Source organism: Streptomyces tirandamycinicus, assembly GCF_003097515.1.
Classification (GTDB): domain Bacteria; phylum Actinomycetota; class Actinomycetes; order Streptomycetales; family Streptomycetaceae; genus Streptomyces; species Streptomyces tirandamycinicus.
Window position 1 is genome coordinate 5,384,174 of the sequence record NZ_CP029188.1, and the last position, 26,918, is coordinate 5,411,091.

The 26,918-nt window shown below is 69.8% G+C and carries 19 protein-coding genes and 2 pseudogenes; 7 read left to right on the forward strand and 14 right to left on the reverse strand.

The genetic code is table 11. The annotated features are described in order from the left end of the window. Positions 1-78: 78 nt before the first annotated feature. The 4 genes from DDW44_RS23660 to DDW44_RS23675 all read left to right on the forward strand — a co-directional run bounded on the left by DDW44_RS23660 (position 79) and on the right by DDW44_RS23675 (position 4,512). The gene (locus DDW44_RS23660; RefSeq protein WP_018888429.1) at positions 79-2,127 is read left to right on the forward strand and encodes an APC family permease; all 2,049 of its coding nucleotides are present in this window, start codon (positions 79-81) and stop codon (positions 2,125-2,127) included. Between the two features lie 145 nt (positions 2,128-2,272). After that, complete coding sequence (locus tag DDW44_RS23665) at positions 2,273-3,601, forward strand: class I SAM-dependent RNA methyltransferase (RefSeq protein WP_108907651.1); 1,329 nt, start codon at positions 2,273-2,275, stop codon at positions 3,599-3,601. A 327-nt stretch (positions 3,602-3,928) separates the two neighbouring features. Next, the gene (locus tag DDW44_RS23670) at positions 3,929-4,123 is read left to right on the forward strand and encodes a ribbon-helix-helix protein, CopG family (protein ID WP_027733168.1); all 195 of its coding nucleotides are present in this window, start codon (positions 3,929-3,931) and stop codon (positions 4,121-4,123) included. Next, the gene (locus DDW44_RS23675; RefSeq protein ID WP_108907652.1) at positions 4,120-4,512 is read left to right on the forward strand and encodes a type II toxin-antitoxin system death-on-curing family toxin; all 393 of its coding nucleotides are present in this window, start codon (positions 4,120-4,122) and stop codon (positions 4,510-4,512) included. The genes DDW44_RS23670 and DDW44_RS23675 overlap by 4 nt, the downstream gene beginning before the upstream one ends. Positions 4,513-4,585: 73 nt before the next feature. Here the strand turns inward: DDW44_RS23675 and DDW44_RS23680 are convergent. From DDW44_RS23680 to DDW44_RS23735, 12 genes and pseudogenes are all read right to left on the reverse strand, one after another. Then, positions 4,586-5,016: pseudogene (locus DDW44_RS23680) on the reverse strand (transposase); the annotation flags it as partial. Between the two features lie 69 nt (positions 5,017-5,085). After that, positions 5,086-6,237, reverse strand: coding sequence for an Mrp/NBP35 family ATP-binding protein (locus DDW44_RS23685; protein WP_208648003.1), 1,152 nt, complete (start codon positions 6,235-6,237; stop codon positions 5,086-5,088). Positions 6,238-6,301: 64 nt separating this feature from the next. Beyond that, the gene (locus tag DDW44_RS23690; RefSeq protein WP_108907653.1) at positions 6,302-7,369 is read right to left on the reverse strand and encodes a 2-oxoacid:ferredoxin oxidoreductase subunit beta; all 1,068 of its coding nucleotides are present in this window, start codon (positions 7,367-7,369) and stop codon (positions 6,302-6,304) included. Next, on the reverse strand, positions 7,366-9,282 hold the full coding sequence (locus DDW44_RS23695; RefSeq protein WP_108907654.1) for a 2-oxoacid:acceptor oxidoreductase subunit alpha: 1,917 nt from the start codon (positions 9,280-9,282) through the stop codon (positions 7,366-7,368). Before DDW44_RS23695 ends, DDW44_RS23690 begins: the two co-directional genes overlap by 4 nt. Next, positions 9,279-9,617 carry a ferredoxin gene (gene fdxA, locus DDW44_RS23700; protein ID WP_108907655.1) on the reverse strand — a complete coding sequence of 113 codons (339 nt, stop codon included), beginning with the start codon at positions 9,615-9,617 and terminating at the stop codon, positions 9,279-9,281. Before fdxA ends, DDW44_RS23695 begins: the two co-directional genes overlap by 4 nt. A 61-nt stretch (positions 9,618-9,678) precedes the next feature. After that, positions 9,679-10,452 (reverse strand): ABC transporter ATP-binding protein, encoded by a 774-nt coding sequence (locus DDW44_RS23705; protein WP_108907656.1) that lies wholly within the window; start codon positions 10,450-10,452, stop codon positions 9,679-9,681. Continuing rightward, positions 10,449-11,345 carry an ABC transporter permease gene (locus tag DDW44_RS23710; RefSeq protein ID WP_108907657.1) on the reverse strand — a complete coding sequence of 299 codons (897 nt, stop codon included), beginning with the start codon at positions 11,343-11,345 and terminating at the stop codon, positions 10,449-10,451. The genes DDW44_RS23705 and DDW44_RS23710 overlap by 4 nt, the downstream gene beginning before the upstream one ends. Before the next feature lie 93 nt (positions 11,346-11,438). Beyond that, entirely contained in the window at positions 11,439-12,905 is a 1,467-nt protein-coding gene (locus DDW44_RS23715; protein ID WP_108907658.1) for an ABC transporter substrate-binding protein, read from the reverse strand. 13 nt (positions 12,906-12,918) lie between these two features. Continuing rightward, entirely contained in the window at positions 12,919-13,146 is a 228-nt protein-coding gene (locus DDW44_RS23720) for a 4Fe-4S dicluster domain-containing protein (protein WP_027733159.1), read from the reverse strand. Positions 13,147-13,158: 12 nt separating this feature from the next. After that, positions 13,159-15,905: pseudogene (locus DDW44_RS33575) on the reverse strand (fumarate reductase/succinate dehydrogenase flavoprotein subunit). Positions 15,906-15,910: 5 nt separating this feature from the next. Then, positions 15,911-16,705 carry a GntR family transcriptional regulator gene (locus DDW44_RS23730; protein ID WP_108907659.1) on the reverse strand — a complete coding sequence of 265 codons (795 nt, stop codon included), beginning with the start codon at positions 16,703-16,705 and terminating at the stop codon, positions 15,911-15,913. Positions 16,706-16,918: 213 nt separating this feature from the next. Then, on the reverse strand, positions 16,919-17,944 hold the full coding sequence (locus DDW44_RS23735) for a LysR family transcriptional regulator (RefSeq protein WP_108908919.1): 1,026 nt from the start codon (positions 17,942-17,944) through the stop codon (positions 16,919-16,921). 109 nt (positions 17,945-18,053) lie between these two features. On the opposite strand from DDW44_RS23735, the gene DDW44_RS23740 reads away from it, so the two are divergent. From DDW44_RS23740 to DDW44_RS23755, 3 genes are all read left to right on the forward strand, one after another. Then, positions 18,054-19,148, forward strand: a complete 1,095-nt coding sequence (locus DDW44_RS23740) for a YeiH family protein (RefSeq protein ID WP_108907660.1) — start codon at positions 18,054-18,056, stop codon at positions 19,146-19,148. A 792-nt stretch (positions 19,149-19,940) separates the two neighbouring features. Next, a complete protein-coding gene (locus DDW44_RS32175; RefSeq protein ID WP_166802847.1) occupies positions 19,941-20,471 on the forward strand; it encodes a hypothetical protein in 531 nt (176 codons plus the stop codon). Positions 20,472-20,628: 157 nt separating this feature from the next. Further along, positions 20,629-21,192 carry a dihydrofolate reductase family protein gene (locus DDW44_RS23755; protein WP_108907663.1) on the forward strand — a complete coding sequence of 188 codons (564 nt, stop codon included), beginning with the start codon at positions 20,629-20,631 and terminating at the stop codon, positions 21,190-21,192. Between the two features lie 201 nt (positions 21,193-21,393). Here the strand turns inward: DDW44_RS23755 and DDW44_RS23760 are convergent, their stop codons facing one another. Beyond that, positions 21,394-22,152, reverse strand: coding sequence for a hypothetical protein (locus tag DDW44_RS23760; RefSeq protein ID WP_240800723.1), 759 nt, complete (start codon positions 22,150-22,152; stop codon positions 21,394-21,396). Positions 22,153-22,159: 7 nt separating this feature from the next. Continuing rightward, positions 22,160-26,917, reverse strand: a complete 4,758-nt coding sequence (locus tag DDW44_RS23765) for a putative T7SS-secreted protein (RefSeq protein WP_108907664.1) — start codon at positions 26,915-26,917, stop codon at positions 22,160-22,162. Between the last annotated feature and the right edge of the window lies 1 nt (position 26,918).

Sequence of the window (26,918 nt, forward strand, 5' to 3'; positions counted from 1 at the left end):
TGGCCGCAGGTGGGCGATCGTGTGGCGGAGGGCTCCGCGAGTGGGCGGGGCTGCGAGGAACCCCTTACGATCCTCTCCGTGTCCAAACTGACCGACCTGCCCAAACGGATCCTGATCGGCCGGGCGCTGCGAAGCGACAGGCTGGGCGAGACGCTCCTGCCGAAGCGCATCGCCCTCCCCGTCTTCGCCTCCGACCCGCTGTCCTCCGTGGCGTACGCGCCGGGCGAAGTGCTGCTCGTCCTGTCGATCGCGGGTGTGTCGGCCTACCAGTACAGCCCCTGGATCGCGGCCGCCGTCGTGGTCCTGATGTTCACCGTCGTCGCCTCCTACCGGCAGAACGTCCACGCGTACCCGAGCGGCGGCGGCGACTACGAGGTGGCGAACACCAACCTCGGCCCGCGGGCGGGCCTCACCGTCGCTAGCGCGCTCCTCGTCGACTACGTCCTCACCGTGGCCGTGTCGATCTCCTCCGGCGTGGAGAACCTCGGCTCGGCGGTCCACTTCGTGATCGAGCACAAGGTGCTCAGCGCCGTCGCCATCATCCTGCTGCTGACGCTGATGAACCTGCGCGGGGTGAGGGAGTCCGGGAAGCTCTTCGCGATTCCCACGTACATCTTCGTCTTCGGCGTCTTCACCATGATCGCCTGGGGCGCCTTCAAGGGCCTCGTCCTCGACGAGACCATGCGCGCCCCGACCGCGGAGTTCGACATCGAACCGGAGCAGCAGGGCCTGGCCGGCCTCGCCATGGTCTTCCTGCTGCTGCGCGCCTTCTCGTCCGGCTGCGCCGCGCTCACCGGCGTCGAGGCCATCAGCAACGGAGTGCCCGCCTTCCGCAAGCCCAAGAGCCGGAACGCCGCCACGACGCTGCTGCTCATGGGCCTGCTCGCGGTCACCATGTTCTGCGGCATCATCGGCCTGGCCATGGCCAGCAACGTCCGGATGGCCGAGAACCCGGCCCACGACCTGATCCTCGACGGCCGGCCGGTCGGCCCCGACTACGTCCAGGACCCGGTCATCTCACAGGTGGCGGCGGCCGTCTTCGGCGAGCAGACGTTCTTCTTCGTGCTCCTCGCCGCGGCCACCGCGCTCGTCCTGTTCCTGGCGGCCAACACCGCGTACAACGGCTTCCCGCTGCTCGGCTCGATCCTCGCCCAGGACCGCTACCTGCCGCGCCAGCTGCACACCCGCGGGGACCGGCTCGCCTTCTCCAACGGCATCGTGCTGCTCGCCGGCGCGGCCATGCTGCTGGTCTGGGTGTACGACGCCGACTCCACCAAGCTGATCCAGCTCTACATCGTCGGTGTCTTCGTCTCCTTCACCCTCAGCCAGACCGGCATGGTCCGGCACTGGAACCGGCATCTGAAGACGGAGCGGGACCGGGCCGCCCGCCGCCGCATGATCCGCTCGCGGGCGATCAACGCCTTCGGCGCGTTCTTCACGGGCCTCGTCCTGGTCGTCGTCCTCGTCACCAAGTTCACGCACGGCGCCTGGGTGGCCCTGCTGGGCATGGTGATCTTCTACGTGACGATGTCGGCGATCCGGCGCCACTACGACCGGGTGTCGGAGGAGATCGCCGCCCCCGACGAGCCCAGCGACGACAGCGTGCGCCCCTCCCGCGTCCACTCCATCGTGCTGGTCTCCAAGGTGCACCGGCCCACCCTGCGGGCCCTCGCCTACGCCAAGCTGATGCGCTCCGACAAGCTGGAGGCGCTCAGCATCGACGTCGACCCGGTGGAGACCACGGCCCTCAAGGAGGAGTGGGACCGGCGCGGCATCAACATCCCGCTGAAGATCCTCCACTCCCCGTACCGGGAGATCACCCGGCCCATCGTCGAGTACGTGAAGAGCCTGCGGCGGGAGAGCCCCCGCGACGCCGTCAGCGTGATCATCCCCGAGTACGTGGTCGGCCACTGGTGGGAGCATGTGCTGCACAACCAGAGCGCCCTGCGCCTCAAGGGCCGGCTGCTGTTCACCCCGGGCGTCATGGTCACCTCGGTCCCCTACCAGCTCCAGTCCTCCGAGCTGGCGAAGAAGCGGGCGAAGAAGCGCCAGGAGTGGAACGCGCCCGGATCGGTGCGGCGCGGGCCGGTGAACGAGCAGGCCAAGGAGCCCAGCGGCAGGACCTGAGGGCCGTATCGCGGGAGCGGGCAACCCCGACGGCACCGGCAGGGGCACCCTCCCGGCCGCGTAGACTGGGGGGCTGCCGTGCGCGGACCGACGGCGGCCCCCTCTCGTACCCCCGGATCTCGTACCCCCCTGGAGTCACCCCGCCATGCCGAACGCTTCCGATGCCTCGCTCGTCGGGGAGGAGTACGAGGTCGAGGTCGGCCCCGTCGCGCACGGCGGTCACTGCATCGCCCGCACCGACGCCGGCCGGGTCCTCTTCGTCCGGCACGCGCTCCCCGGCGAGAAGGTCGTCGCCCGGATCACCGAGGGCGAGGAGGGCTCCCGCTATCTGCGCGCCGACGCGGTGCGCGTCCTGGAGGCGTCCAAGGACCGCGTCGAGGCCCCGTGCCCGTACGCGGGGCCCGGACGGTGCGGCGGCTGCGACTGGCAGCACGCCAAGCCCGGCGCCCAGCGGCGCCTCAAGGGCGAGGTCGTCGCGGAGCAGCTCAAGCGGCTCGCGGGCCTGACCCCGGAGGAGGCCGGCTGGGACGGCACCGTCATGCCGGCGGAGGGCGACAAACTGCCCGCCGGGCAGGTACCGGCCTGGCGCACCCGCGTCCAGTACGCCGTCGACGACCAGGGCCGCGCCGGGCTGCGCAGGCACCGCTCCCACGAGGTGGAGCCGATCGAGCACTGCATGATCGCGGCGCCCGGGGTCGGCGAACTCGGCGTCGAGAAGCGGAACTGGGAGGGCATGGCCTCGATCGAGGCCATCGCCGCGACGGGTTCCCAGGACCGGCAGGTGGTCCTCACCCCGAGGCCCGGCGCGCGGCTGCCGATCGTGAAACTCGACAGGCCGGTGTCGGTCCTGCGCGTCCACGAAGGCGACGGCAGCGTCCACCGCGTCCACGGCCGCCCCTTCGTCCGCGAACGCGCCGACGACCGCACCTACCGCGTCGGCATGGGCGGCTTCTGGCAGGTCCACCCGAAGGCGGCCCAGACGCTCGTCGAGGCCGTGATGCAGGGACTCATGCCCCGCAAGGGCGACACCGCGCTCGATCTCTACTGCGGCGTGGGCCTGTTCGCGGGCGCCATCGCCCAACGGGTGGGGGAGAAGGGCGCGGTGCTCGGCATCGAGTCCGGCAAGCGCGCGGCGGAGGACGCCCGCCACAACCTCCAGGACCTGCCGCGGGTCCGCATCGAACACGGCAAGGTCGAGTCCGTGCTGCCCCGCACCGGCATCACCGAAACCGACCTCGTCGTCCTCGACCCGCCCCGCGCCGGCGCCGGCAAGTCCACGGTCGCGCACGTCTCCGGCCTCGGCGCGCGCCGCATCGCCTACGTCGCCTGCGACCCGGCGGCCCTGGCGCGGGACCTGGCGTACTTCCGCGAGCACGGGTACCGGGTGCGGACGCTGCGGGTGTTCGACCTGTTTCCGATGACCTCGCACGTGGAGTGCGTGGCGATTCTCGAACCTGCGGGCAAGGGGTCCTGACCTGCGCTTTTGTTGTCCGGGTGGGTTGCTCGACCTGTTTTCCTCCGTGCAGCGGTTCGAGCGGACGGATCGATCTTTGTAGCTCGATGACCTGCGGATTCGTGAGCGAGGTGCCTGCATCGGCGACGTCATCAGAGGGTCGTTCGGAGATTCTTGACGCTTGGATGACGGTCGAAGCGGAAGTCTCTGCTGAACCGCCGCAGGCGGTTCGAGTGACCCCCGGCCCCACGTTCCTTGGGGGCCGGGAACGCGGCTCGACCGTGCCCCCTTGATACCGGTCAGGCATCATCCGTGGGCCCCTTGATACCGGTCAGGTATCATCTCTGTATGGCGATGACACTCCGACTCCCCGACGACCTCGACGCGAAGCTCACCGAGCGGGCTCGTCGGGAGGGCCGCAGCAAACAGGAACTTGCCATCGAGGCCATCCGCGACGCCCAGAACCGGGCCGAGCTGAAGGTCGATGACGTCTTGGCCGAGCTGATGAACAGCGATGCGGAGATTCTGGACTACCTGAAGTGACGGACGTGCGCTACATCCAGATCGACGAGATCCTGGCCATTGCTCGCACGGTCAACGGTACCGAGCACAGTGTGCGTGACATGGGACTTTTGGTGTCGGCGATCGAGCGACCCCGGACGAACGTGTTCGGAGCCGAGCTATATCCCACGCTGCACGAGAAGGCGGCGGCACTGCTGCATTCCGTTGCCCGCAATCATGCGCTGATCGACGGTAACAAGCGCACCGCCTGGCTCGCCATGCGTGTATTCCTGCGGTTCAACGGCGTCAGCGTCAGTACCGTGCCGCCGCCCGTCTCCGTTGCCGGACCATTCGTCGAGGAAGTCGCGCAGGACAACGTCGATGTACCGGTCATTGCCAAGCGTCTGTCGGCCTGGTTTCCCATTTCCTGACGGTTGACGTCGTGTCCCGTAATTGATCTTCAGGTATGCCGAGACGTGCCAGGTAGCGGACGCGATGGTGCGTCTACGCGGCTTGGACGAGGTTGTGCAGGCGGGCGACACCGAGCATGGCGTGATGGACGCCGGCACCTTTGAGCCTGCAGTCGCACAGGATCTTCCACGTCTTCATCCGCGCGAAGACGTGCTCCACACGGCCTCGGACGCGCTTGCGGGAGCTGTTGTTCTCCTTCTTCCAGTCACAGGTCACCGTCGACGGGGCGTCGACGCGGGATCACGAGGCCGGTGCCCGGGTAGCCCCATCGGTGATGGTCGTTTGCAGTCGTTGCGGTTGCCCGGTACCGGTCGCCCGATCGCGACGATCCGACGGGTGTCAGCGTCGATGACGACCTGGTGATGGGTGGAGTACCTGTAGTTCCTCGACTGCTCGGCGACACTGTGGTCGCGGGTAGGGGACAGAGTGCCGTCCACAATGATCAGCGTGTCCTTGTGGAATCGCTACGTCCGTGACGTCTACTGACACCGCCCAAGACCGTGAGCAGGGCTCAGGGCACCAAGAGCGCCCGTTCATGCCGGGCTGACCGGGAGCCGGCAACCGGCCAGACCGCGCCGGCGTACGGTCAGCCCCTCTGCGATTGCGCGGAGCGCCACCGCTGCGGGAGCCTCGGGATTGCTCAGCACCAGCGGCGTACCGGCGTCGCCCGCCTCGCCGAGGAGCGGGTCCATCGGCACCTGACCCAGCAGGGGGACTTCCGTGCCCAGCGCGAGGGACAGCGAGTGGGCGACCGTTTGGCCGCCGCCTGAGCCGAAGAGCCGCGTCGTCGAACCGTCCGGCAGCCGCAGCCAGGACATGTTCTCCACCACCCCGGTCACCCGCTGACCGGTCTGCAGGCTGACGGCCCCGGCCCGCTCGGCGACCTCGGCCGCGGCCGCCTGAGGTGTGGTCACCACGAGGATCTCGGATTCGGGGAGCAACTGGGCGAGGGAGATGGGGATGTCGCCGGTGCCGGGTGGCAGGTCGAGCAGGAGCACGTCGAGATCTCCCCAGTACCCCTCGCCGAGGAACTGCTGCAGCGCACGGTGCAGCAGTGGGCCGCGCCACATCACCGGCGCGTTGCCCGAGGTGAACATCCCGACGGAGATCACCTTCACCCCGTTCGCCCGGGGCGGCATGATCATCTTCTCGACGCGGGTGGGTCCGGCCGTCACTCCCAGCATGCGCGGAACCGAGTGGCCGTAGATGTCGGCGTCCAGCACGCCGACCGACAGCCCGCGGGAGGCCATGGCGGCGGCCAGGTTGACCGTGACACTCGATTTCCCGACCCCGCCCTTGCCGGAAGCGACGCAGTACACCCGGGTCAGTGAGCCGGGCCTGGCGAAGGGGATCACCGGCTCGTCCGTGTCACCGCGCAGGCTTCTGCGCAGTTTGGTGCGTTGCTCGTCGCTCATCACGTCCAGTTCGATGCGCACCTCGCGCACGCCGGGCAGCGCGGACACGGCGGCGGTGGCGTCCGCGGTGATCTTCTCGCGCAGTGGGCAGCCGGAGACGGTCAGGTAGATGCCGACCAGCACCGTGCCGTCGGCGTCCACCGTGATCTCCTTGACCATCCCGAGGTCGGTGATGGGCCGCTGGATCTCCGGGTCGAGGACCTCGGACAGCGCCTTGCGGACCGTCTCCGTGGCCGGGGCGGCGTGCTCGTGTATCTGTGCGGTTGTCACAGGCGGGGCTCCGAATCCGTGGGGCGCTGGGGGCGCTGAGGAGTGAAGGCGGGGTGGGGCGACGTCAGCCGGCGACCGCCCAGGTGTCCTTGCCCGCGAGCAGGGACTGGAGGTCGGCGGGTGTGGTGCTCCTGGCCTGCTCGACCTGGGCGCGGACCTGGTCGTCGTAGATCGGGCGGCTGACGGAGCGGAAGACGCCGGTGACGGTGTGGGAGAGATTTTGGGAGCACAGCCGCGACAGGGCGAAGGCGTAGGTGGGATCCTCCAGGGTGGCGTCGTGCACCACCAGCGTCTCCTCCCCTACTCCCGAGACCTTCGCCGTCTCCAGCCCTCCGGAACCCGTACGGACCACGCCGTATTCTTTGTTGGCACCGAAGCGCAGCCGTTGGCCATGGCGCAGCGGGATGAGACGCCGCTCCTTTTGGCCGGGTTGCCTCAGGACCTCGAAGGCACCGTCGTTGAAGATCGGGCAGTTCTGGTAGATCTCCACGAGCGCGGTGCCCCGGTGTTCTGCGGCCGCCGTGAGCACGTCGGTCAGCCCCGCGCGGTCCGAGTCGAGGACGCGGGCCACGAAGGTGGCCCCGGCGCCCAGGGCCAGTGAGATGGGATCGAAGGGGGCGTCGACCGAGCCCATGGGGGTGGATTTGGTGACCTTGCCGGTCTCCGAGGTCGGCGAGTACTGGCCCTTGGTGAGTCCGTAGATGCGGTTGTTGAACAGCAGGATCTTCAGGTTCACGTTGCGTCGCAGGGTGTGGATCAGGTGATTGCCGCCGATCGACAGGGCGTCCCCGTCCCCGGTGACCACCCAGACCGACAGATCGGGACGGGTGACTGCCAGGCCGGTGGCGATGGCCGGGGCGCGGCCGTGGATGGAGTGCATCCCGTAGGTGTTCATGTAGTACGGGAAGCGGGAGGAGCAGCCGATGCCGGAGACGAACACGGTGTTCTCCCGCTTCAGCCCGAGCCGGGGCATGAAGCCCTGGACAGCGGCCAGGACGGCGTAGTCACCGCAGCCGGGGCACCAGCGCACCTCCTGGTCGGACTTGAAGTCCTTCGGCGACAGCTTCGTCTCGGACGCGGGCACCAGTGCCTGCCCGCCGAGGCCCGGCAGGCCGAGGTCGATGGTGGTCATGTTCGGATTCCTTCGATCACATTGGTGAACACGCCCTGAAGTTCTTCCGCGCCGAACGGCAGACCGGCGACCTTCGTGTAGGAGACGACGTCGACCAGGTACTTGGCGCGCAGCAGCAGCGCGAGCTGGCCGAGGTTCAGCTCAGGGACGATGACGCGCCGGTAGCGGGAGAGCACCTCGCCGAGGTTGGCGGGCAGGGGGTTGAGGTGGCGCAGATGCAGATGGGCGACGGGGTACCCGGCTCGGCGGACACGGCGCGCGGCGGCGCCGATCGGCCCGTACGACGAGCCCCAGCCGACCACCAGGACCTCGGCCCTGCCGGACGGGTCGTCCGGCACGGCGTCGGGCACAGTGATCCCGTCGATCTTGGCCTGCCGCAGCCGCACCATGCGGTCGTGGTTGTCGGCGTCGTAGGAGATGTCGCCCGTGCCGTCGGCCTTCTCCAGGCCGCCGATGCGGTGTTCGAGTCCGGGGGTGCCGGGCACCGCCCAGGGCCGGGCGAGGGTGTGCGGGTCGCGCAGGTAGCCCCAGAAGCCCCCGGATCCGTCGGGAGCGTTGGGCTCGGTGGTGAACTCGACGCTCAGGTCCGGCAGTTGCGAGGCGTCCGGGACGAGCCAGGGCTCGGAGCCGTTGGCGATATGGCCGTCGGACAGCAGCAGTACCGGTGTCCGGTACGTGAGAGCGAATCGGGCCGCGTCGAGCAGCGTGTCGAAGCAGTCCGCCGGGGTGGCCGGCGCGAGGACCGGTACCGGGGATTCGCCGTTGCGCCCGAACATGGCCTGCAGCAGGTCCGCCTGCTCCGTCTTGGTGGGAAGGCCGGTGGACGGTCCGCCGCGCTGTACGTCGATCACCAGCAGCGGCAGCTCGGTCATCACGGCCAGGCCGATCGTCTCGCTCTTGAGGGCGAGACCGGGACCGGACGTGGTGGTCACGCCCAGGGCCCCGCCGTACGAGGCTCCCAGCGCGGCGCCGACGGCGGCGATCTCGTCCTCCGCCTGCACTGTGGTCACGCCGAAGTTCTTGTGCCGGGACAGCTCGTGCAAGATGTCGCTGGCAGGGGTGATCGGGTAACTGCCGAGGAACACCGGCAGCCCGGACCGAACCCCGGCCGCGACGATTCCGTATGCCAGGGCGGTGTTGCCCGTGATCTGCCGGTACGTGCCCGGAGTCAGGGACGTCGCGGGAGCGACCTCGAACGTCACGGCGAACGACTCGGTGGTCTCGCCGTAGTTCCAGCCGGCCCGGAAGGCAAGGATGTTCGCCTCGGCGATCTCGGGCCTCCGCGCGAACTTCTGCCGCAGGAACCGCTCGGTCCCGGCGGTCGGACGGTGGTACATCCAGGACAGCAGGCCCAGGGCGAACATGTTCTTCGCCCGCTCCGCGTCCTTCTTGCTCAGACCGGTGTCCGCCAGCGCGCCCCGGGTCAGCGTGGTCATGGCCACGGGGTGGATCTGGAAGGAGGTCAGTGTGGCGTCCTCCAGTGGGTCGGCGAGGTAGCCGGCCCTGGTCAGATTGCGCGGAGTGAACTCGTCGGTGTTCACGATCACCGTGCCGCCCGGCGGCAGGTCGGCGAGATTGGCCTTCAGAGCGGCCGGGTTCATGGCCACCAGCACATCGGGCCGGTCTCCGGCGGTGAGGATGTCATAGTCGGCGAAGTGCACCTGGAAGGACGAGACTCCGGCGATGCTGCCCTGGGGGGCGCGGATCTCGGCGGGGAAGCTGGGCAGTGTGGCCAGGTCGTTTCCGAAGGCCGCGGCCGCCGAGGTGAACCGGTCGCCGGTGAGCTGCATACCGTCCCCGGAATCACCGGCGAACCGGATGACCACCCGCTCGAGCCGTTCGGTCTGTTCGGTGCGCGCGATTCCTGCGAGGTCGGCGTCCGTCCCTGCGAGGCCGGCGTCCGTGCCGCTCATGGCGCCACGTAACTCTGGACGAAGGGCGTGTCGACACCGATCGGACCGACGTCCGCGGCACCGCCGGGCGAGCCCAGAGGCTCGGTGCGCCCCGGCAGCGGTTCGGAGAAGAAGCGCGCGTTCTCGGTGACGAACGGCGCGTCCTCGGGGGCGAGTTCCTCGACCGTGGCGATGGCCTCGACCGGGCAGACCGGTTCACAGGCGCTGCAGTCGATGCACTCGTCGGGGTTGATGTAGGCCATGCGCTCCCCCACGTAGATGCAGTCCACCGGGCATTCGTCGACACAGGCGCGGTCCATGACGTCGACGCACGCGGCACCGATGACGAAAGTCATGACGAGGTGACTCCTTTGGTGTGGGGTCGAACGATCTGCAGTGGTTCGGGCGACAGGGACTTCAGGCGCCTTCAGGGGACAGCTCGGCGGGCGGTGCGTCGCCGAGTGACGCGAGGATCTCGTAGCGGCGGCGGGCGAATTCGGGTTCGAACTGGGCTCCCGGACGCCGCGGTCCGGGGATGTCGACGATCCCGCGTACGACGGCGGGGCGGGGGCTGAGCAGGACGACCCGGTCGCCCAGCAGCAGGGCCTCGTCGACGTCATGGGTGACGAAGAGGATCGTGGTCCCGTACTGCCGCCAGACCGAGATCAGCAGCTGCTGCATCTCCGAGCGGGTCTGGGCGTCCAGGGCGCCGAACGGCTCGTCCATCAGCATCACCCGAGGGCGCGTGGCCAGTGTCCGGGCGAGCTGCACGCGTTGCCGCATGCCGCCCGACAACTGGCCCGGCAGGTGGTCGAAGAAGCCCTCCAGGCCGACCTGGGCCAGGAGCTCCTCGGCTTCCTGAAGCCGTTGCCGCCGGGGCACGCCGCGCAGTTTGAGGGCGTACTCGACATTGCGCGCGGCCGAACGCCAGGGCAGCAGAGCGTCCTCCTGGAAGACCATCGCACAGGCCGTGTCGGCCCCGCCCGCCGGTTTCCCGTCGACCTCCGCGCGCCCGGCGGTGGGTGTGAGCAGCCCCGCCAGGGCCCGCAGAATGGTCGACTTCCCGCATCCGGACGGCCCGAGCAGGACGACGATCTCTCCCGGCCGCACATCGAGGTCGACCTCGGCGGTCGGCATGTCGCCGAAAGCGAGCTTCAGCCCTTCCAGCCGGACGTGCGCTCCGGCGCTCATCGGGCGTTCCTCGGCAGCCACCGGTTGACGCGGGACCCGAGCCGCTCCACCAGCCAGGCCGTGCCCCAGCCCAGGATGCCGATGGACAGCATTCCGACGATCACACCGGAGTAGTCGAGCAGGCCGTAGGACTGCCAGGTGTAGTACCCGATGCCGAACTGACCGGAGATCATTTCGGCGCTGATCACGCAGATCCAGGCCACCCCCACGGAGACGGACAGCCCCGAGAAGATACCGGGCATCGCTCCGGGAAGCACCACGTGCGCCAGTACGGACAGCCGGCGGGCGCCCATCGTCCGGGCGGCCTCCTCCCAGACCTTGGGCAGGGTCTTCATCGCGTGGATGGTGCTCACCACCACCGGGAAGAACGCGGCGAAGAAGGTGATGAAGACGATGCCCTGCTCCCCGGTCGGGAACACGAGGATCGCCAGCGGTACCAGGGCGATCGCCGGGATCGGGCGGGCCACTTCGATCAGCGGCCGGACCAGCGCCTGGACGACCCGCGAACGCCCGACCGCCATGCCGATGGCCACTCCGCTCACCGCGGCGAGCCCGAAGCCGAGCAGGATCCGGCGCAGACTCGCCAGCAGGTCGTGGTAGTAACTGCCGGACACCAGTTGCCCCTTGAAGGTGTCGTACACGTCGGCCGGGCCGGGCACCTTGTCGAAGCGCAGCCACAGGACGACATCGTTGGCTGTGAGCAGGTACCAGAGCAGCAGCGCGGCGGCCAGCGGCAGTGCTGCCTGCGCTCGGGCGGCCAGCCGGCGCGGCGACGCTCCGAGCGCCGTGAGCGGGCGAAAGCCGACGCGCAGACCGGTGCGTGGTCGCGGGGTTGCGACGGGGGGATCAGCGGTGGGTTTCAGGGACTGCTGGGAGACCGGAGTCGTTGTCATGCGTCCTCTTTCCTGCGATTCCTGCGATTCCTGCGATTCCTGCGATACCTGCTCAGCTCTGCGATAGGTGCGGGTCCATCGATCGGCCACGGCTCACGAAGCAGCCTTAAGCGCCGCCTCGTAGCCGAGCTTTCGTGCGTCGGAGTGGTCCGCCAGGTAGGAATCCGCGTCCGCGGCCACCGCGAACGGCAGCAGCCGGGAGTTCGCGGATCGGCCGGGGTCGAGCACCCAGGTCGCGGCGGACGCGAACATCCGGGTCCCGTCCTTCGCGTCCGGTACGTAGGCGGCTCGTACACCTCCGTCGTGGGCGGCGATCCGCCGCAGCAGGCAGGTGGGAGTCGCCGCGACCCCGGTCGACTCCTGACCGCCGAACCACACTTCGGAGGCGGTGCGTGGATCCTTGACGGGCACGTGGCAGACCGGGTCCTGGCCGCTGAGCGTGCTCGGGGACGCGGTGCTCTTGCTGGCGGCGTCGTACGAGGGGCCGTAGATCTTGCGGAGGTAGCCGTCGTTGACGAACTTGCCCAGGTCGAGGTTCTTGACCGAGCCGAGGTCCTTGAGGAAGGGCAGGTTCTTGGAGAGCGCGTCGACCAGCTGGGGCTTGATGGTCGGGTCGAAGGTCACCAGGCCGCTCGGTCCGTTGTAGAGGTAGATCACCTCGGGTTCGATTCCCGTGACCTTGGCGACCTGCTCGGCGGCGGCCAGCGGGTTCTTGTTCAGGTGGTCCGCCGTGTCGCGGACCGACTCCAGGAAGGCCCGCATCACTTCGGGGTGATCGTCGGCGTATGCCTCGCGGGAGATGACGGCGTGGAACGTCGGGACGCCGTTGGACCCGCCGTCGTAGAGCAGCCTGCCCTGCCTGCGGAACACCATGAGCTGCGGCCAGGGCACGAACTGGGACAACGCGGCGACCTGTTCGCCTTCGAGCGCCGAGGCGCCGACCGCCGGTTCCTGGTTGAGGAGTTTGACGTCGTCCGGACTCAGCCCGTTCTTCCGCAGGGCGTTCACGAGCATTCCGTGCGCGGCCGAACCGACACTGGTGGACACCACCTTGCCGCGCAGATCGGTCAGCTTCTGTGCCGGGGAGTCCTTCGGCACGACGACCTGATTGAGCGATCCGCGCAGGTTGTAGCCGGTGACCGCGACCAGCTCCGACTTGGCGTCGGGGAACTCGGCCGTCTTCGAGCCGTTGACGAGGACCGGGTAGTCGCCCATGGAGCCGATGTCCACCTTGCCGGCGATCATCTGGGCGGTCAGCGGCGGCCCCGAGGGGAAGTCCTGCCAGACGACCTTGTAGCGCACCCCCTTGGCCTTGCCGATGGCGTTCAGCTTGCGCTCGAAGGTGCCCCGGTCGCGCAGCAGGGTGCCCGCGGTGACGGTGTTGATGGTCTTGGACTGGTAGCCGATGTTGACCACCACGGTCGAGGAACCGCCGGCCGAGGACTCGGTACCGCAGGCACCGGCGGCGAGCCCGAGTACGGCGACTACGGCGAGCGACGGCAGGCGGCGGGGCCGCTGCGGGAGCGAGGGCCGTGGGACGGGGTGTGGAAAGGGATACATGGCCAGGCTCCAGTCACCGCAGCAGGAAGGGGATGTCGACCGTGACCGCGTCGACCGGGCAGCGGGCCGCACAGGGACCGCAGTACCAGCACTCGTCGACGTGCATGTACGCCTTGCCGGTCTCGGGGTGGATGGCCAGTGAGTCCAGCGGGCACATGTCCACGCAGAGAGTGCAGCCGTCGATGCACTTGGATTCGTCGATGGTGACCGGTACGTCGACCCGGTGGGATGCGTGCGCCATGAGTGGTCTCCTTCAGCCTGTCGCGGTGTCGGTGGTCGGGGATTCGGTGGGGTCGGACCGCACGTCGGTCAGGCCCATGCGAGCGAAGGCGCGGACATCGGCGTCCACGTCGGCAACGGCCGCCTCGAGCGCCGCCCGCACGTCCGGGCGGCCTGCCGCAAGGCCCCCGAGGGCACGCACGGCGGCCTTGCGTACGTCGAGGTTGGTGTCCCTCGTCGCGGTGATCAGCGGGGCGACGGCCTGCTGGGGATCCGCCACCGCCAGTGCGGCCGCCGCCCCCTGCCGGATCTGCCAGGCCGGGTCGGCCAGCGCCGTGCGGGCCAGGTCCGCCGCCTGCTCGGTGCAGCCGGTGTGCGCCATGGCGGACAGGGCCGCGGCCCGGACCAGGACGTCGGAGTCCTCGGCGAGGCGAATCAGGGTGGCGGCGCCGCGCGGGTCTCCGACGGCGGCCAGACCCCGGGCCACGGCGAGACGCACCGAGGCGGCCGGATCGCCGGCGGCTTGTGCCAGCGCGTCCAGTGCGTCCAGGGAGACGAGCCCCAGCACGGTCTCGCAGCGCACAACCTCGTCGGGGTCGTTCAGTAGCGAGGTCAACTCGTCGACGCCGCACAGCCGGTGACGCCACAGGGCGACCACAGCGGCGGCCCGGACGTCGGTGTCCGGATGCCCGCACGCCTCGCGCAGCGACCGCGAGAAACGCTCACCGGACACCAGCACCTCGCGCAGTTCGCTCAGCAGCTCGATGGCGACGCGGCGGACCGTCGCGGCCGGGTCCAGCAGGGCCGCGGCGAAGACCGCCGACGGCTCCTCCCAGGATTCGGCGGCCTCACTGAGGACGGTCAGCGCGGTACGGCGTACGTCGGGGTCGGTGTCGGTGAGGAATTCTGCCAGTTCCTCGGTGGTCGGCGCCTCGTCCGCGAGCTCGAGGAGCGCCAGGATGCGGTGGGGACCGCCCTGTCCGGGCGTGGTGTCGGTCATCCCCACACCGCCGCCAGGTCGGCACCGGTCGGGGCGGGCACGTCCGGTACCCCGTCCGGGCGGGTGAATCCGGGCACCGGCACGATGTACGGGGCGATCGGCCGGGTCAGCGTCTCCATCTCCCCGTTCCCGCCGGCCTCTCCCGCCCCGCTCTTGCGCAGGTTCAGATGACGGAACCAGTTCGCGTCGTCCTGCTCCGGCCAGTCGGCGCGCTGGTGGTAGAGGCCCCAGCGGCTCTCCGTACGGGCCAGAGAGGCGCGCGCCGCCATCTCCGCGCAGTCCCGGATGAAGGTGACCTCGGCGCAGCGCATCAGCTCGTGCGGCGTGCGGGCCCCCATGCCGGCGATCTCGCGGCTCATCCGCCTAAACGCCTCCAGACCGAGGGTCAGGTAGCGCTCGGTCTTTGGAGGCTGGAGGTAGTCGTTGACGAACCGGCGGAGCTTGTACTCCACCTGCGGCTGGGGTGGTCCGTCCGGGTGGGACAGCGGCCGGTAGATCAGTTCGTGCGCCGCCGCGATCTGGTCCTCGGGCAGCGCGGGCCGGCCGGCGGAGGTGGCGAAGGCGGTGGCGTGCTCGCCGGCGATGTCTCCGTAGACGAAGGCGCCGATCATGTAGTTGTGCGGGACGCAGGCCATGTCTCCGGCGGCGTACAGACCCGGCACGGTGGTGGCGGCGTGCTCGTCGACCCAGACGCCCGAGGCGGAGTGGCCGCTGCACAGGCCGATCTCCGAGACATGCATCTCGATGTCACGGGTGCGGTAGTCGTGGCCCCGGCCTTCGTGGAAGGTGCCGCGGGTGGGCCGCTCGGTGGTGTGCAGGATGCCCTCGATCTGGTTGATCGTGGCGTCCGGCAGATGGCTGAGCTTGAGGTAGATGGGGCCTCGGGCGCTGTCCAGTTCGCGCTTGACCTCGGCCATCATCTGGCCGGACCAGTAGTCGCAGTCGACGAACCGGTTGCCGTCGGCGTTGACCGTGTAGCCCCCGAATGGGTTGGCGACGTAGGCACATGCGGGCCCGTTGTAGTCCTTGATGAGCGGGTTGATCTGGAAGCATTCGATGCCGGACAGCTCCGCGCCCGCGTGGTAGGCCATCGCGTAACCGTCGCCGGCGTTGGTCGGGTTCTCGTACGTGCCGTACAGATAGCCGCTGGCCGGAAGGCCCAGGCGCCCGCAGGCCCCGGCGGCCAGGATGACCGCGCCTGCCGAGATGGTGACGAACTCCCCGGACCGGGTGTCGAACCCCACCGCGCCGACCGCCCGGCCGTCGACGGTGAGGACCCGCACCGGCATGATCCGGTTCTCGATCGTGACCCGGGAACGCACGTGGCGGGCGCGCAGCGTGCGGTACAGGACCTTCTTGACGTCGCGGCCCTCCGGCATCGGCAGCACATAACTGCCCGAGCGGTGCACCTTGCGCACGGCGTACTCGTTGTGTTCGTCCTTCTCGAACTTGACGCCGTAGCCCTCCAGCCGCTGCACCATGCCGAAGCCGCGGGTCGCCGTCTCGTAGATGGTGCGCTGGTTGACGATGCCGTCGTTGGCGAGGGTGATGTCGGCGACGTAGTCCTCGGGGGTCGCCTTGCCGGGCACGACGGCGTTGTTCACCCCGTCCATGCCCATGGCCAGGGCACCAGAGTGACGTACGTGGGCTTTCTCCAGCAGGAGGACGTCCGCGCCGTTCGCTGCCGCGGTGAGGGCCGCCATGGTGCCGGCGGTGCCCCCGCCGACGATGAGAACGTCGCAGGTGAACTCGCGACGCTGAGACTGGGGTGGGATCTGCACGAAGGTCAGCCCCTTTCGGTGCTGTCGGTGGAAGGGTGTTTCGGCGGCGGACCGGGGGTGCGGTGGAGCCAGCAGGCCAGGGACATCCGGTCGCCGCGGAACCGGACGAACTCGAGATCGATCGGCCGGCCCGCGTTGGTGTAGGTGAGCCGTTCGAGGAACAGCAGGGGAAAGCCGTCCGCCACGCGCAGCAGGTCGGCGACCGTGCGGTCGGCGGCGATCGCCTCTATGGACAGGGCGGCGGCACCCAAGGGGTAGCCCAGTTCGCCTTCGAGCAGCTCGAAGATGTCGTGCCGCGCCAGGTCCATCTCCAGCAGGGGCCTGCCGATGTCCGCGGGAAGGTAACTGGCGTCCAGCGACAGGGGCTGCCCGTCGAGCAGCCGCACCCGCTCCAGGGCGATGACCTCGGTGCCCGGGTCGAGTTCGAGACGCTCGGCGACGGTCGGTGTGGCGGGCACGGTGTCCGCCAGCAGCACCTGGTTGACCACGCGGTCGCAGCCGGTGTCGAAGCTCTCCGCGAGTCCGCGCAGCCGGTCCAGTCCCTGTACGGCCTTTCCTGACACGACGAACGTTCCGACACCGGGAATCCGGTCGACCAGGCCCTCGATGCGCAGCAGCGCGAGGACGTCCCGGACGACGTTGCGGCTGGCTCCCAGTTCCGCGGCCAGCTCCGTCTCGGAGGGCAGCGGCCGGGTTCCGTATACGCCGGTGAGAATGCGGGTGCGCAACACGTCCCGAATGCGCCGTACCGGTGCGACACGGCTACCTGAACCTCTGCTACCTGCGACGATCCCTGTCATGGCCGGAATGCTGCGGATGCGGTGTTACGCCGACCGGTTGCCGGAATTACGCACTGGTTACGCCAACCGCATGGCTGCCAACACTCTCTTGACCTGGCATAACAGACATGGGTGAGCCGGTAGCGCCAGGGCTGTGGGCGAGGGACGGGCGTGCGGGCACCCGTCGGGCAGGGGTTCCGGTGCGTGGTGGCCGGTCGCCCGCGGGCCGCCCGTCTATCTGCGGGCGGCCAGAGTCAGCAGCGTGGCCGCCGGCTCCACCGGGGGCGTCTCCCGCAGCCAGACGGCCCGGAACCGCCGCCGCAGCAGGGCGGGTTCCTCCAGCGGCACGCTGATCAACCGTCGGTCGTCGAGTTCGGCCGATACGGCGAGACGGCTCAGCACCGCAGGGGCGTCGCCCGTGGACACGGCCGACTTGATCGCGGTGGTGGAACCCAGTTCCGCCGCGGGTGGCGCGGGTTCCGCGTCGATCTGCAGCTGGGCCGGGATCCGTCCGGCGGCACCTCCCGAGAACTTGGGGGCCCCGGCGGAAGGCACCGCAGGAGCGGGATCGTCCAGTGCCGGCGGACGGAGGGTCGTTTCCGCGGAACGGCGAAGGATCTCCCATACGGCGTCCCGCGTGCCCGAGCCCTGTTCGCGCACGATCAAGGGCGTGGCCGCCAGTGTCCGCAGCGGCAGCGGCTGTCTGCGCCTGGCCCACGGGTGCCCCGGAGCGACCACCACGACCAGTTCGTCCTCGGCGATGGTGCGGCTGCGGAGCCCGTCCGGCGCGTGCGGGCCCTCGACGAAACCGAGGTCGACCTCACGGCCGCGCACCATGTCGGCGACCTGCGAGGAGTTGCCGACTCGCAGGGCGACCTTGACCTCGGGGAGCCGGGTGCGCAGGGCCATCAGCCACCCGGGCACCCGGTGATCCGCGATGGTCATCGACGCGGCGATCCGCAGGCGTCCCTGCTGATCCGCGTGGAGCGCCGCGACGCCACTGACCAGCGCCCGGGCCGCGTCGAGCACCGGCAGTGCCCAGTCCACGACGGCGATCCCGGCCGGGGTGAGGCGTGACCCGCTGGGACCGCGCTCGAGCAGTACCAGCCGCAGCTGCCGTTCCAGCGCTGTGATGCGCATGCTCGCCGCCGGCTGGCTCATCCCGTGCCGCGCGGCGGCCCGACCGAGACTGCCGGTCTGGGCGACGGAGACCAGCAGGTCCAGCACTTTCAGTTCCGGCGTCCCCGGCGGAAGGCCCATCAGCACTGCTTATGACCTCCTCTCAAACGGGTCTCTACCGGAGACCGGCGGGCCCTGGCGATCGTGCAGATGCAACTCGCCAACAGGGATGCAGGAAGGGAGAGAGGCCATGGAATCGTCCCATGCCCTGCCGGTCAAGCCGCTGCCACGCGTACTCGCCGGAACCAGGCGCGCCGGCCGCGCGTCGGGAGCCGTACTGCCGGGACTTGCGGTAGCGGTGGCGGTGGCGCTGCCGGCCGCCTGGCTGAGCCGTCTCGTCCCGACCGTGGGCGGCCCGGTGTTCGGGATCGTGGTGGGTGCTCTTGCCGGAGCCCTGCTGAGACGGATGGCCCCCCGCGGAACGGCCGAGCGGCTGCGCCCCGGGTTCGCGATCGCGAGCAGACAGGTCCTCCAGGCGTCCATCGTCGTGCTCGGGACCGGGCTGTCGCTGAGTGACGTGTTGCGAGTCGGCGTTGGGTCCCTGCCGGTCATGCTGGGCACGCTGGCCATGGCGCTGCTCGGCGCCTGGGCCGTCGGCGGACTGCTGGGTGTCCATTCCGAGACCAGGCTGCTCATCGGAGTCGGCACGGGCGTCTGCGGAGCCTCGGCGATCGCCGCGGTGACCGCCGCCGTCGGCGCCGCCGAGGCCCGCGTCGCATACGCCCTCGGCACCATCTTCACCTTCAACATCGCCGCCATCGTCCTGTGTCCTCCGATCGGCCATCTTCTCGGGATGTCGCAGGAGGCGTTCGGCCTGTGGAGCGGCACCGCGATCAACGACACATCCTCGGTCGTCGCCACCTCCTACAGCTACGGAACCGAGGCCGGCCAGTACGCGGTGGTGGTCAAACTGACACGCAGTCTCATGATCGTGCCGATCTGTGTGGCCCTGGTGCTGTGGCGATCCTTCGGGCGGCGAGCCCAAGACGCCCGGCAGGACGAGAGCGCGGGCCGACGGATCTGGCGCGCGTTCCCCGTGTTCATCATCGGTTTCCTGCTCGCCTCAGCCGCCGCCACATACGACGCCATCCCCGCCTCATGGGAGCCCGCACTACCCGTGATCAGCACGTTCCTGATCACTCTGGCCTTGTCGGGGATCGGTCTGTCGCTGAAATTCTCCAAACTTCGCGAGGCAGGTCCGCGCCCACTCCTGCTAGGAGCGATCCTCTGGGCCGCCGTCGGCGCGACCAGTGTCGGTCTCCAGTCGATCACCGGTCAGCTCTGAGTCCGGCACGGACCGGGCTGCCTGCTTGACGGCCACCCTCGTCGTCCAGCGTGCACGGACGACGAGAATCCGGGCCATCCACGGACCGATCACCCCACCGACGGCGGCAACGGTTGTCGCTGTTTCCGATCACAAGCGGCGCGGAAGCTGTGACCCCTTGGATCGGGCCGTGCAACTCCTCCATCGACTCCGGCAGACGCCGCCGGAACTTCTCCCGGTACAGCGCGAGGTCCTCGGCCTCCGTCCCCGAAAGGTTCTTCGGCATGGGTGCGGGGTGTTGTGGGCTGGAGGGCATGCCTCCATTCTGGTGCCGGACGAGCGGCGCGGGTCATGCTAAGCCAGCTGGCCTCTGGAGTGAGCGGGACGGAGCCTGCTGGGGCAACTGGTCGTGGCAGCTCGGTTTGGCCCGAGGGGGCGGGATGGGCTGTCGACCGTGACGCTCGTTTGACGCTCTGGGCGCACGTTGCGCGGCGAGCCGAGAAAGGCGCTCTGACCTGGTCCTTTCCGTGACTCGCTCAGGCCGACACCTTTCCGATGACGCATCACGTGGAGTGCGTGGCGGTTCTGGAGCCTGCCGAGAAGCGCTCCTGACCTGCGGTTTGTGTGTGGGCATGATGTGTAGTGTGGGCGCTACGGGCGATATCTTGACGCTAAAATGACGCCCGTGACGCTCAAGTGACGCTCGTTCTGATGGGGTGTCAGACCCGTTGTGTCGCTGCTCAGGCGCTCTGATGACCACTCCGTGGGGCACCGCATGGGTCTGATCGACAGTGCGGCTCGTGCGCGCTGCCGATGTCCGTGGTGTGGGAGCGCCATATGTACCGCCCGGCGCTTCGAGGAGTCCGGCGTGTATCTGGTCGCGGCGGGCTGAGGAGGCGGGGGACCGATGAGCAGGCACAGGAGCGGGCGGCGGCCGGCCCTCCCGGCCCTCCTCGAACAGCGGGACCGGCCCATCGCGTACGCGGCCCCCTGCTCACCGGCTTCGCCCTCGCGGGCATCCTCGGCGGCCTCCTGTACGGCCTGCGCACCTGGCCGGGCGGCCCCGAACGCCACAGCGTCCTCCTGCTGTACGCCACGGTCGCGGCGACGGGCGCGATGGCGGCCGCCCCCTCGGTGGGCGCCCTCGGCGCGCTGCTGCTCCTGGCCGGTCTGTGCCAGGCCGTCGTGCTGGCCGCGCGGAATCTGTCACTGCAACGGGCCCTCCCCGCCTCCCACCCCGTCGGCTACTCCCTCCAGTACGCGGGCAGCGGCATCGGCTACGGCATCAGCGCGTCGGCCACCGGGTTCTCCTGGCGCACGTCCGGCCCGCGACCACCGTCCTGATCGCGGCCGGCGTTGCCCTCGCGCTCACCACCGCCACCCTCCCCGGCCGCTCCCGCCGCCCGCCCGGCCGGACGACACAGCCCGGTGCCGGCGCCCGCGCGGGCGGGCCGGGCGGACGGCGGCCGTAGTCTCGGACCTCTCTCCGAGGAGGTTTCCGATGCGCAGCGTGACCTATTCGATGGGTGTCTCCCTGGACGGCTACATCGTCGGGCCGGACGGCGGCTTCGACTGGACGGAACCCGATAAGGAGGTCTTCCGCTTCTGGACCGACGGCATCCGTCAGGTCGGCGTCCATCTGCTGGGGCGGCGGCTGTACGAGACGATGCTGTACTGGGAGACCGCCGACCAGGAGCCCTCGTCCGACCAGGACACGCGCGAGTGGACCGCCCTCTGGAAGGCGCTCCCCAAGGTGGTGTTCTCCACCACCCTGTCGGCGGTGGAGGGCAACGCCCGCCTGGCCTCCGGCAGTCCGGCCGAGGAGATCGAGCGGCTGCGGGCCGAGCCGGGCGACGGCGAGATCGCGATCGGCGGTGCGAGGCTCGCCGCCGAGATCGCCGCGGCGGGCCTGATCGACGAGTACCGGGCCATGGTCCATCCGGTACTGGTCGGCGGCGGTATCCCGTTCTTTCCCCGGGACGAGCGCAGGGTGGATCTCGAACTCGCGGAGACCCGGACCTTCGGCTCGGGCGTCGCCTGTCTCCGTTACCGCGTGCGGCGCTGAACGGCACAGGGGCGAAGCCCCTGAACGCTGCTCCGCCGCCGCCTTCGGGCCGCGACCGTCAACGGCCTTGCTCAGGCACGGTCTCAGCACGCCCCCGCGCACGCAGGGGCTACGCCTACGCTTCCATTGGGGCTGCGGCTCGCCCCCGCGGCCCGGTACTCCGGGACGGTGGCCGGCTGGCGGGTCGCCCAGCGTGGTGATTCATTGGTTCGCGTAGTCGTCGACCAGCGTGGTGATGAGCGTGCGCAGGGCGTCGGCCCGGTGCCGGTCCTCGTGCTGGGCGCGCAGGGCTTCGTCGGTGGCGCGGAGCCGGGCAAGGGCGGCCGGTTCGCCGTCCACCAGGTCGTCGATCACCGGGGTGGTGATCAGGTCCAGGCACTCGGTGAGCAGGCGGCGGGTGGCGGGGGAGGGCGGGGTGGGGTCGGGGGTGGTGAACTCGGTGGTCAGGTAGCGGGCCGGGTCGGTCAGGCTCCAGCCGACGACCGTGCCGTGCTGGACGAGGAGTGCCACGTCGGGGGCGATGCCGATGCCCGCTTCCAGTGGCTCGTCGAGGACGTCGAGATCGCGCAGACAGGCCAGTACGGAGTCCCCGGGGGCACGGCACAGTACCGTGCACATCTCCTGCCGGAAGTCGCGGACCTCGTCTGCACGGAGTCCGCCGGGGCGTATCCCGGGCAGGTTGGGAAGCCGGGGGACGGCTTCGGCGTCCGCGGAGACGTACGGCATCTGCAACTCGGCCCCGACCAGATTCCGGCTGTCCGGATCGAACCGGAGGACGTCGGGACTGTCCCACAGCCAGTCCCGGCTGCCGAACGTGGCCACCAGAAACCGCTCGCGTTCCTTCACGTCCGCGTGGTGAGCGAGGTCCACGGAGTTGCCCGTGAAGCGGGGCGTGAGGAGTAGCGGATCTTCTGTCACCGACGCGGTCCAGTCGCCGTCGAAGGTCAGTGTCATGGTCATTACCGCCTCATCTGATCTGCACGCCTGGAGCCATGTAGCCGTCCTTGGCAGGAATTTTGCCCTCCACAATGTCCTTATGGGTCACTGGCGCACCGGGGTCCGTGGGTTTGCCGTCGAGCGCCTCCGCCCCTGAGTCGCCCTTGATGCCCGATGGTCCGTACGCCGTGATGGCCTGGCCCTGGCTGCTGCCGGGCCCATGGATCACGACGACGTCGTCGCCCTGTCGGAAGATGAGCTTCCCGGCCGTGCCCGTCGACTGGTACACCGCGTCCGGTTGTTTGAGGATCTCCAGCACTCGCTCGTCGGTGAAGGCGTGCATCTCGTCCCCGTGGTACTTGGCGTGCTTCTTGAACTCGCCGTTCTGCGCCCTGTCGATGACATCGTCCACGACCTTGTCGAGCCGCTTCCGGGCCTTCTCCTCCTTCGTGTACTTGGGCATGAGCCCCAGCGGGTCGCACGTCGTGTACGGGTTGTCCACATAGCCGACGGGGTTCGGCGCGGGAGCGAGCCCGAGCGGGTCGGGGGAGGCGTAGCGGCCGGTCTCGGGATCGTAGTGGCGGAAGCAGTTGTAGTGGAGGCCGGTCTCGGGGTCGTAGTACTGGCCGGGGAAGCGGAGCGGGGTGTAGGCGCTGCTGTCGCGGGCCCAGGCGGTGGTGCCCCAGAGCGTGCTCCGGCTGCGCCAGGCCAAGTCGCCGGACTCGTCGATCAGCTCGGTGGGGGTGCCGACCAGGTCGGTGGCGATGGCGAAGAACCGGCGGTCGATCTCTTCCTGGCGGTCGTCGGCCGTCAGGAGGCGCTCGGTCTGGGTCAGCGGGACGACGTCCCGGTGGTCCCAGGTGAGGGTGACCGAGTGGGGCGCGTCCGGCTGGTGTGTGGTCTGTTCGCACATGGTGAGGCCGTCCCAGGTGAAACGGATCTCCTCGACCACGCTCTCGCCATCGGCCGCCAAGCGCTGCTTGGCGGTGCGCCGGCCCAGCGGGTCGTAGCGATACCGCCACCGGGTCCCGTCCGGGGTGGTGACGGAGGTGAGGCGGTTCTCCGTGTCCCACTCGTAGCGCCAGGTGTCGGGCTTGCGGGAGAGGCGGGTCTTCTGGCGCAGGGTGATGCGGCCGAGAGTGTCGTACTCGAAGCGGACGCCTCCGGCATGGGTGATGCTGGTGCCGTCGTAGGCGCGTGGCCCGATGGCCTCGTGGCCCGGGTGCCGGTCCGGCCAGGACGCCGAGGTCTGGTTGCCCGCTGGGTCGTACGCGTACCGCTCCGTCCATCCGGGGGCATGGACAGCCGTGACCCGGCCCACTGGGTCCAGTTCGAAGGTGCGGGTGCCCGACAGCAGGTCCGCGACGGAGAGCAGACGTCCGTCGGCCCGGTAGGCGTAGGAACGGCTGTTGACGGCCCGGACTCCGGCGGTGACGTACTGTTCGGCGAGCCGTCCGGCCTCGTTCCAGACCGACGTCATGGTGATCGCGTTCCCGAAGACGCGGGTCAGCTCACGGCCGGCGGCGTCGTGGGTGAAGTCGATCCACCGGTCACCCGTGGTCAGCCGCGCGGGAAATCCGTCGGAGCCGTAGGCGTAGGTGGTGACATGGCCGGTGGGGGTCGTTCGGCGGACGCGTCGTCCCAGTTCGTCGTACGAGTAGATGAGCGGGCGGCCGTCCACCAGCTCCGTCTTGACCTGACCGCGGCGGTTGTACTGGTAACGGAGCTGGCTCTCCGGTCCCACCGCTTCCAGGAGGCGGCCCGCCGGGTCGTACGCATAGGTCGTCACTCGGCCGTCGACGTTCTTCCGGAGCACCTGGCCGAGTTGGTCGCGTTCGAACGAGATGGTCCCGCCGAGCGCGTCGGCCCGCTTGATGAGCCGGCCAGCAGCGTCCAGACGGTAGGTCGAGGTGCGCCCGTCGAAGTCGGTCTCGGACACGATGTTGCCCACCGCGTCGTACTCGTAGGTCCAGGTCAGCCCCCGCGGATCGGTGACCCGGGTGAGGCGCAGGTCGTTGTCGTGCTCGAACTCGTAGCGGCCGCCGTCGGGCCGGACGGTGGCGAGCGGGAGGTCGAAGTGGGTGTACTCGTAGTGTGAGGCGCCGTGGGAGGCATCGATGTGCGTCAGACAGTTGCCCTCGCCGTCGTAGCTCCATGACTCGGTGCTGCCGTCCGGGCCAGTGCGGCGGGCGAGCTGCCCGTCCGCGTTCCATTCCAACAGGGTGACACCGCCCGTCGGGTCGGTGATACGAACCGGACGGCCGAGCCCGTCCCGCTCGGTGCGGGTGATGGCGCCGGACGGGGAGCTCACCTCCACGATCAACCCCGCCGCGTCGCACACCACCGAGGCCGTGTCTTCGAGGGCGTCCGTGACCCGGGTGAGGCGGCCGGCGTCGTCGTAGACGGAACGGGTTGTCCTACCGGTCGGGTCGATGACCGCGATGCGGTTGCCGCGCTCGTCGTACGCGTAGGTCGTGCGGGCGCCGTCCGGCCCCACGACTTCCGTTGGCAGCCCGTGTGGGCTGCGCTCGATGCGCAGTTCGGTGCCGTCCGGGCGGACCACGGAGACCAGCCGACCGTCCCCGTCGTAGGCGTGGGCGGTGGTGTGGCCGAGTGGGTCGGTGCGGGTGAGGAGGTTGCCGTGGGTGTCGTAGGTGTAGCGGGTGGTGTGGCCCAGGGGGTCGGTGGTGGCGAGGACCCGGCAGCGGTGGTCGACCAGGTGGCGGGTGGTGTGGCCGTCGGCGGTGGTGAGGGTGGTGGCGCGGTGGCCGGTCTCGGGGTCGGGTTCGGAGTAGGCCAGGGTGATCTGGACGTGGCCGGCTTCGCCGCCTTCGGCGATGACGCGGTCGCGGTCGTCGTAGGCGTAGTCGTAGCGGCTGTTGTTGGAGTCGATCCAGGCGGTGACGCGGCGACGGTCGTCGTAGACGAAGGTGGTGGTGGCGCCTGAGGGTTTGGTGACGGTGGTGAGGTTGCCGTCCTGGTAGCCGTAGCGCATCAAGGGGAGATCCGTGCCCGCCTCGCCCGCGCCGGTCAGGGACAGCGCGGTGATCCGGCCCTCGGCGGTGGTCAGTTTCACGTGGTGTCCGGCCCAGTGGACCAGGGCCAGCGGCAGACCGTCGTCGGTGCGGTCGACGGTGATGGTGTGGCCGTTGCGTTCGGTGACGGACGTCAGCCAGGCGGTGCCGTCGCCTCCGGGTTCGCCGCCGGGCGGGGCGGTGAAGTGGAAGGTGAGCCCGGTGTCGGGGTCGGTGACCGTGTAGTCGCCGTCCGCGCCCCGGGCCAGTTGGGTGCGGGCAGTGCCCGACTCGGGACGAGTGGGCGCGCCGGGGACGGGGTGCGGGTAGGGGACGAGGCGGCCGTCGGCGGTGACGTGGACGACGCCGACGGGGTCGATCTCCAAACGCTCGTCGACGGTGGACGTCCAGGAAGGGCCGAGGAAGCGGCCGGCCGTGCAGCCGGACTCGGTACGGCGGCTGAAGACCAGGGGCAGGATGCCGGGGACCGCCAGGTCGGTCTGGGGCAGGAACATCCGGCCGGAGGCGAGGTCGACGGGGTCGGTGCCGTCGGTGGTGCGCTCGCTGTCGGGGCGGTTGTGGGTGCCGTCGGGGGCGTCGTCGACCAGCTTGCGCGCGCGTGCGGCGTCGGCGGCGATGCGCACGCCCTTGACGGCGGCGCCACCTCCGCCGGTGGCCACGGCCAGCGCGGCATCCGGCAGCAGCCGGCCGAAGCCCTCATAAGGGTCCTTCATGAAGTCGCTGATCATCTGCTTGCCGGTGCCGACCGGGTCGTTGGCGGCGACCACCAGTCCGGCGGCGAGGCTGTTGAGGTTGGTGGCGTACTCAGCCGGGTGGGTCAGGTTGTACGGGTCCAGCGGGTTGATCCCGCGCACGAAGTTCACCAGGCCCGCGGTGCCCTTGATGAGGCCGCCGCCGACGTGGTCGCCCATGATCTGCAGTTCCTGGAGACCGTCGCCCGCCTGCTGCGCGTACGACGGCTTCCCGGGTGCCAGGTCCCGCGCGGCACGGACCGCGCTACGGGCGGTCTCCGCGGCCGTGTTCCGCTGCTTGCGGGCATCGGCGAGGATGTCCTGCGCCTCCTGCATCAGCTTCTTGCCCGGGTCGTCGAACGTCGAGGCGGGGCGCGGCGGAAGTGTGGACGGGTCGCGCTGGTCGGCGGGCTTGGCGTTGTAGCCGTCGACGGCCTTGTTGTAGTCGTCGACCTTCTTGCGGTGCGCGTCGGCGGCGTCCTCGGAGGCCTTCACGCCCTCCTTCCACTTGTCGATCGCCGTCTGCGCCTGCTCCTGCGCCCACGTCACGGTTCCGGCGAACGCCTCCAGTGCGCCCGCCGCCTTCTCGCACGCGTCCGCACCGGTGAACCACCTCGGCGGCTGGGTGCCCACCGCCTTGCGCAGTGCCTCGGCCGCCTCGCCCTTCAACCGCGAGGAGTCCAGCCACTTCAGTCCGCTGCCGGCGTCGTCGAACGCCTTCTGGAAACCGCGCAGCTTCTGGGCGGTGGCGCGCAGCTTGTCCGGGCTGCCGTAGATCAGCCTGGTCTTGTCCTCGGTCTGCCCGAGGTCCATCTCGTCGACCTCGGCGCCCATCCGGTCGGCCACCGAGCGGGACTGCTCACGCACCCAGTCCGCACCGGACTCCCAGCCGACGTCGTCCATCCGGTCGGCGGTCCACTTCCCGGCGTCCTCGACCCGGTTGCCGACCCACTCGACACCGTCCTCGACCGCGCCCTCCACCGAGTCGGGAGTGATGTCACTGATGAAGTCGCCGATGCCCACG

Bases quoted from the DNA above. Each gene is read 5' to 3' on its own strand.
- DDW44_RS23715 (WP_108907658.1), bottom strand. From the start codon at position 12,905: ATGTATCCCTTTCCACACCCCGTCCCACGGCCCTCGCTCCCGCAGCGG.
- DDW44_RS23695 (WP_108907654.1), bottom strand. From the start codon at position 9,282: ATGAGCGGCACGGACGCCGGCCTCGCAGGGACGGACGCCGACCTCGCA.
- DDW44_RS23710 (WP_108907657.1), bottom strand. From the start codon at position 11,345: ATGACAACGACTCCGGTCTCCCAGCAGTCCCTGAAACCCACCGCTGAT.
- DDW44_RS23670 (WP_027733168.1), top strand. From the start codon at position 3,929: ATGGCGATGACACTCCGACTCCCCGACGACCTCGACGCGAAGCTCACC.
- DDW44_RS23665 (WP_108907651.1), top strand. From the start codon at position 2,273: ATGCCGAACGCTTCCGATGCCTCGCTCGTCGGGGAGGAGTACGAGGTC.
- DDW44_RS23735 (WP_108908919.1), bottom strand. From the start codon at position 17,944: ATGGGCCTTCCGCCGGGGACGCCGGAACTGAAAGTGCTGGACCTGCTG.
- DDW44_RS23730 (WP_108907659.1), bottom strand. From the start codon at position 16,705: ATGACAGGGATCGTCGCAGGTAGCAGAGGTTCAGGTAGCCGTGTCGCA.
- DDW44_RS32175 (WP_166802847.1), top strand. From the start codon at position 19,941: ATGTCCGTGGTGTGGGAGCGCCATATGTACCGCCCGGCGCTTCGAGGA.
- DDW44_RS23720 (WP_027733159.1), bottom strand. From the start codon at position 13,146: ATGGCGCACGCATCCCACCGGGTCGACGTACCGGTCACCATCGACGAA.
- DDW44_RS23760 (WP_240800723.1), bottom strand. From the start codon at position 22,152: ATGACCATGACACTGACCTTCGACGGCGACTGGACCGCGTCGGTGACA.
- fdxA (WP_108907655.1), bottom strand. From the start codon at position 9,617: ATGACTTTCGTCATCGGTGCCGCGTGCGTCGACGTCATGGACCGCGCC.
- DDW44_RS23755 (WP_108907663.1), top strand. From the start codon at position 20,629: ATGCGCAGCGTGACCTATTCGATGGGTGTCTCCCTGGACGGCTACATC.
- DDW44_RS23705 (WP_108907656.1), bottom strand. From the start codon at position 10,452: ATGAGCGCCGGAGCGCACGTCCGGCTGGAAGGGCTGAAGCTCGCTTTC.
- DDW44_RS23690 (WP_108907653.1), bottom strand. From the start codon at position 7,369: ATGACCACCATCGACCTCGGCCTGCCGGGCCTCGGCGGGCAGGCACTG.
- DDW44_RS23740 (WP_108907660.1), top strand. From the start codon at position 18,054: ATGGAATCGTCCCATGCCCTGCCGGTCAAGCCGCTGCCACGCGTACTC.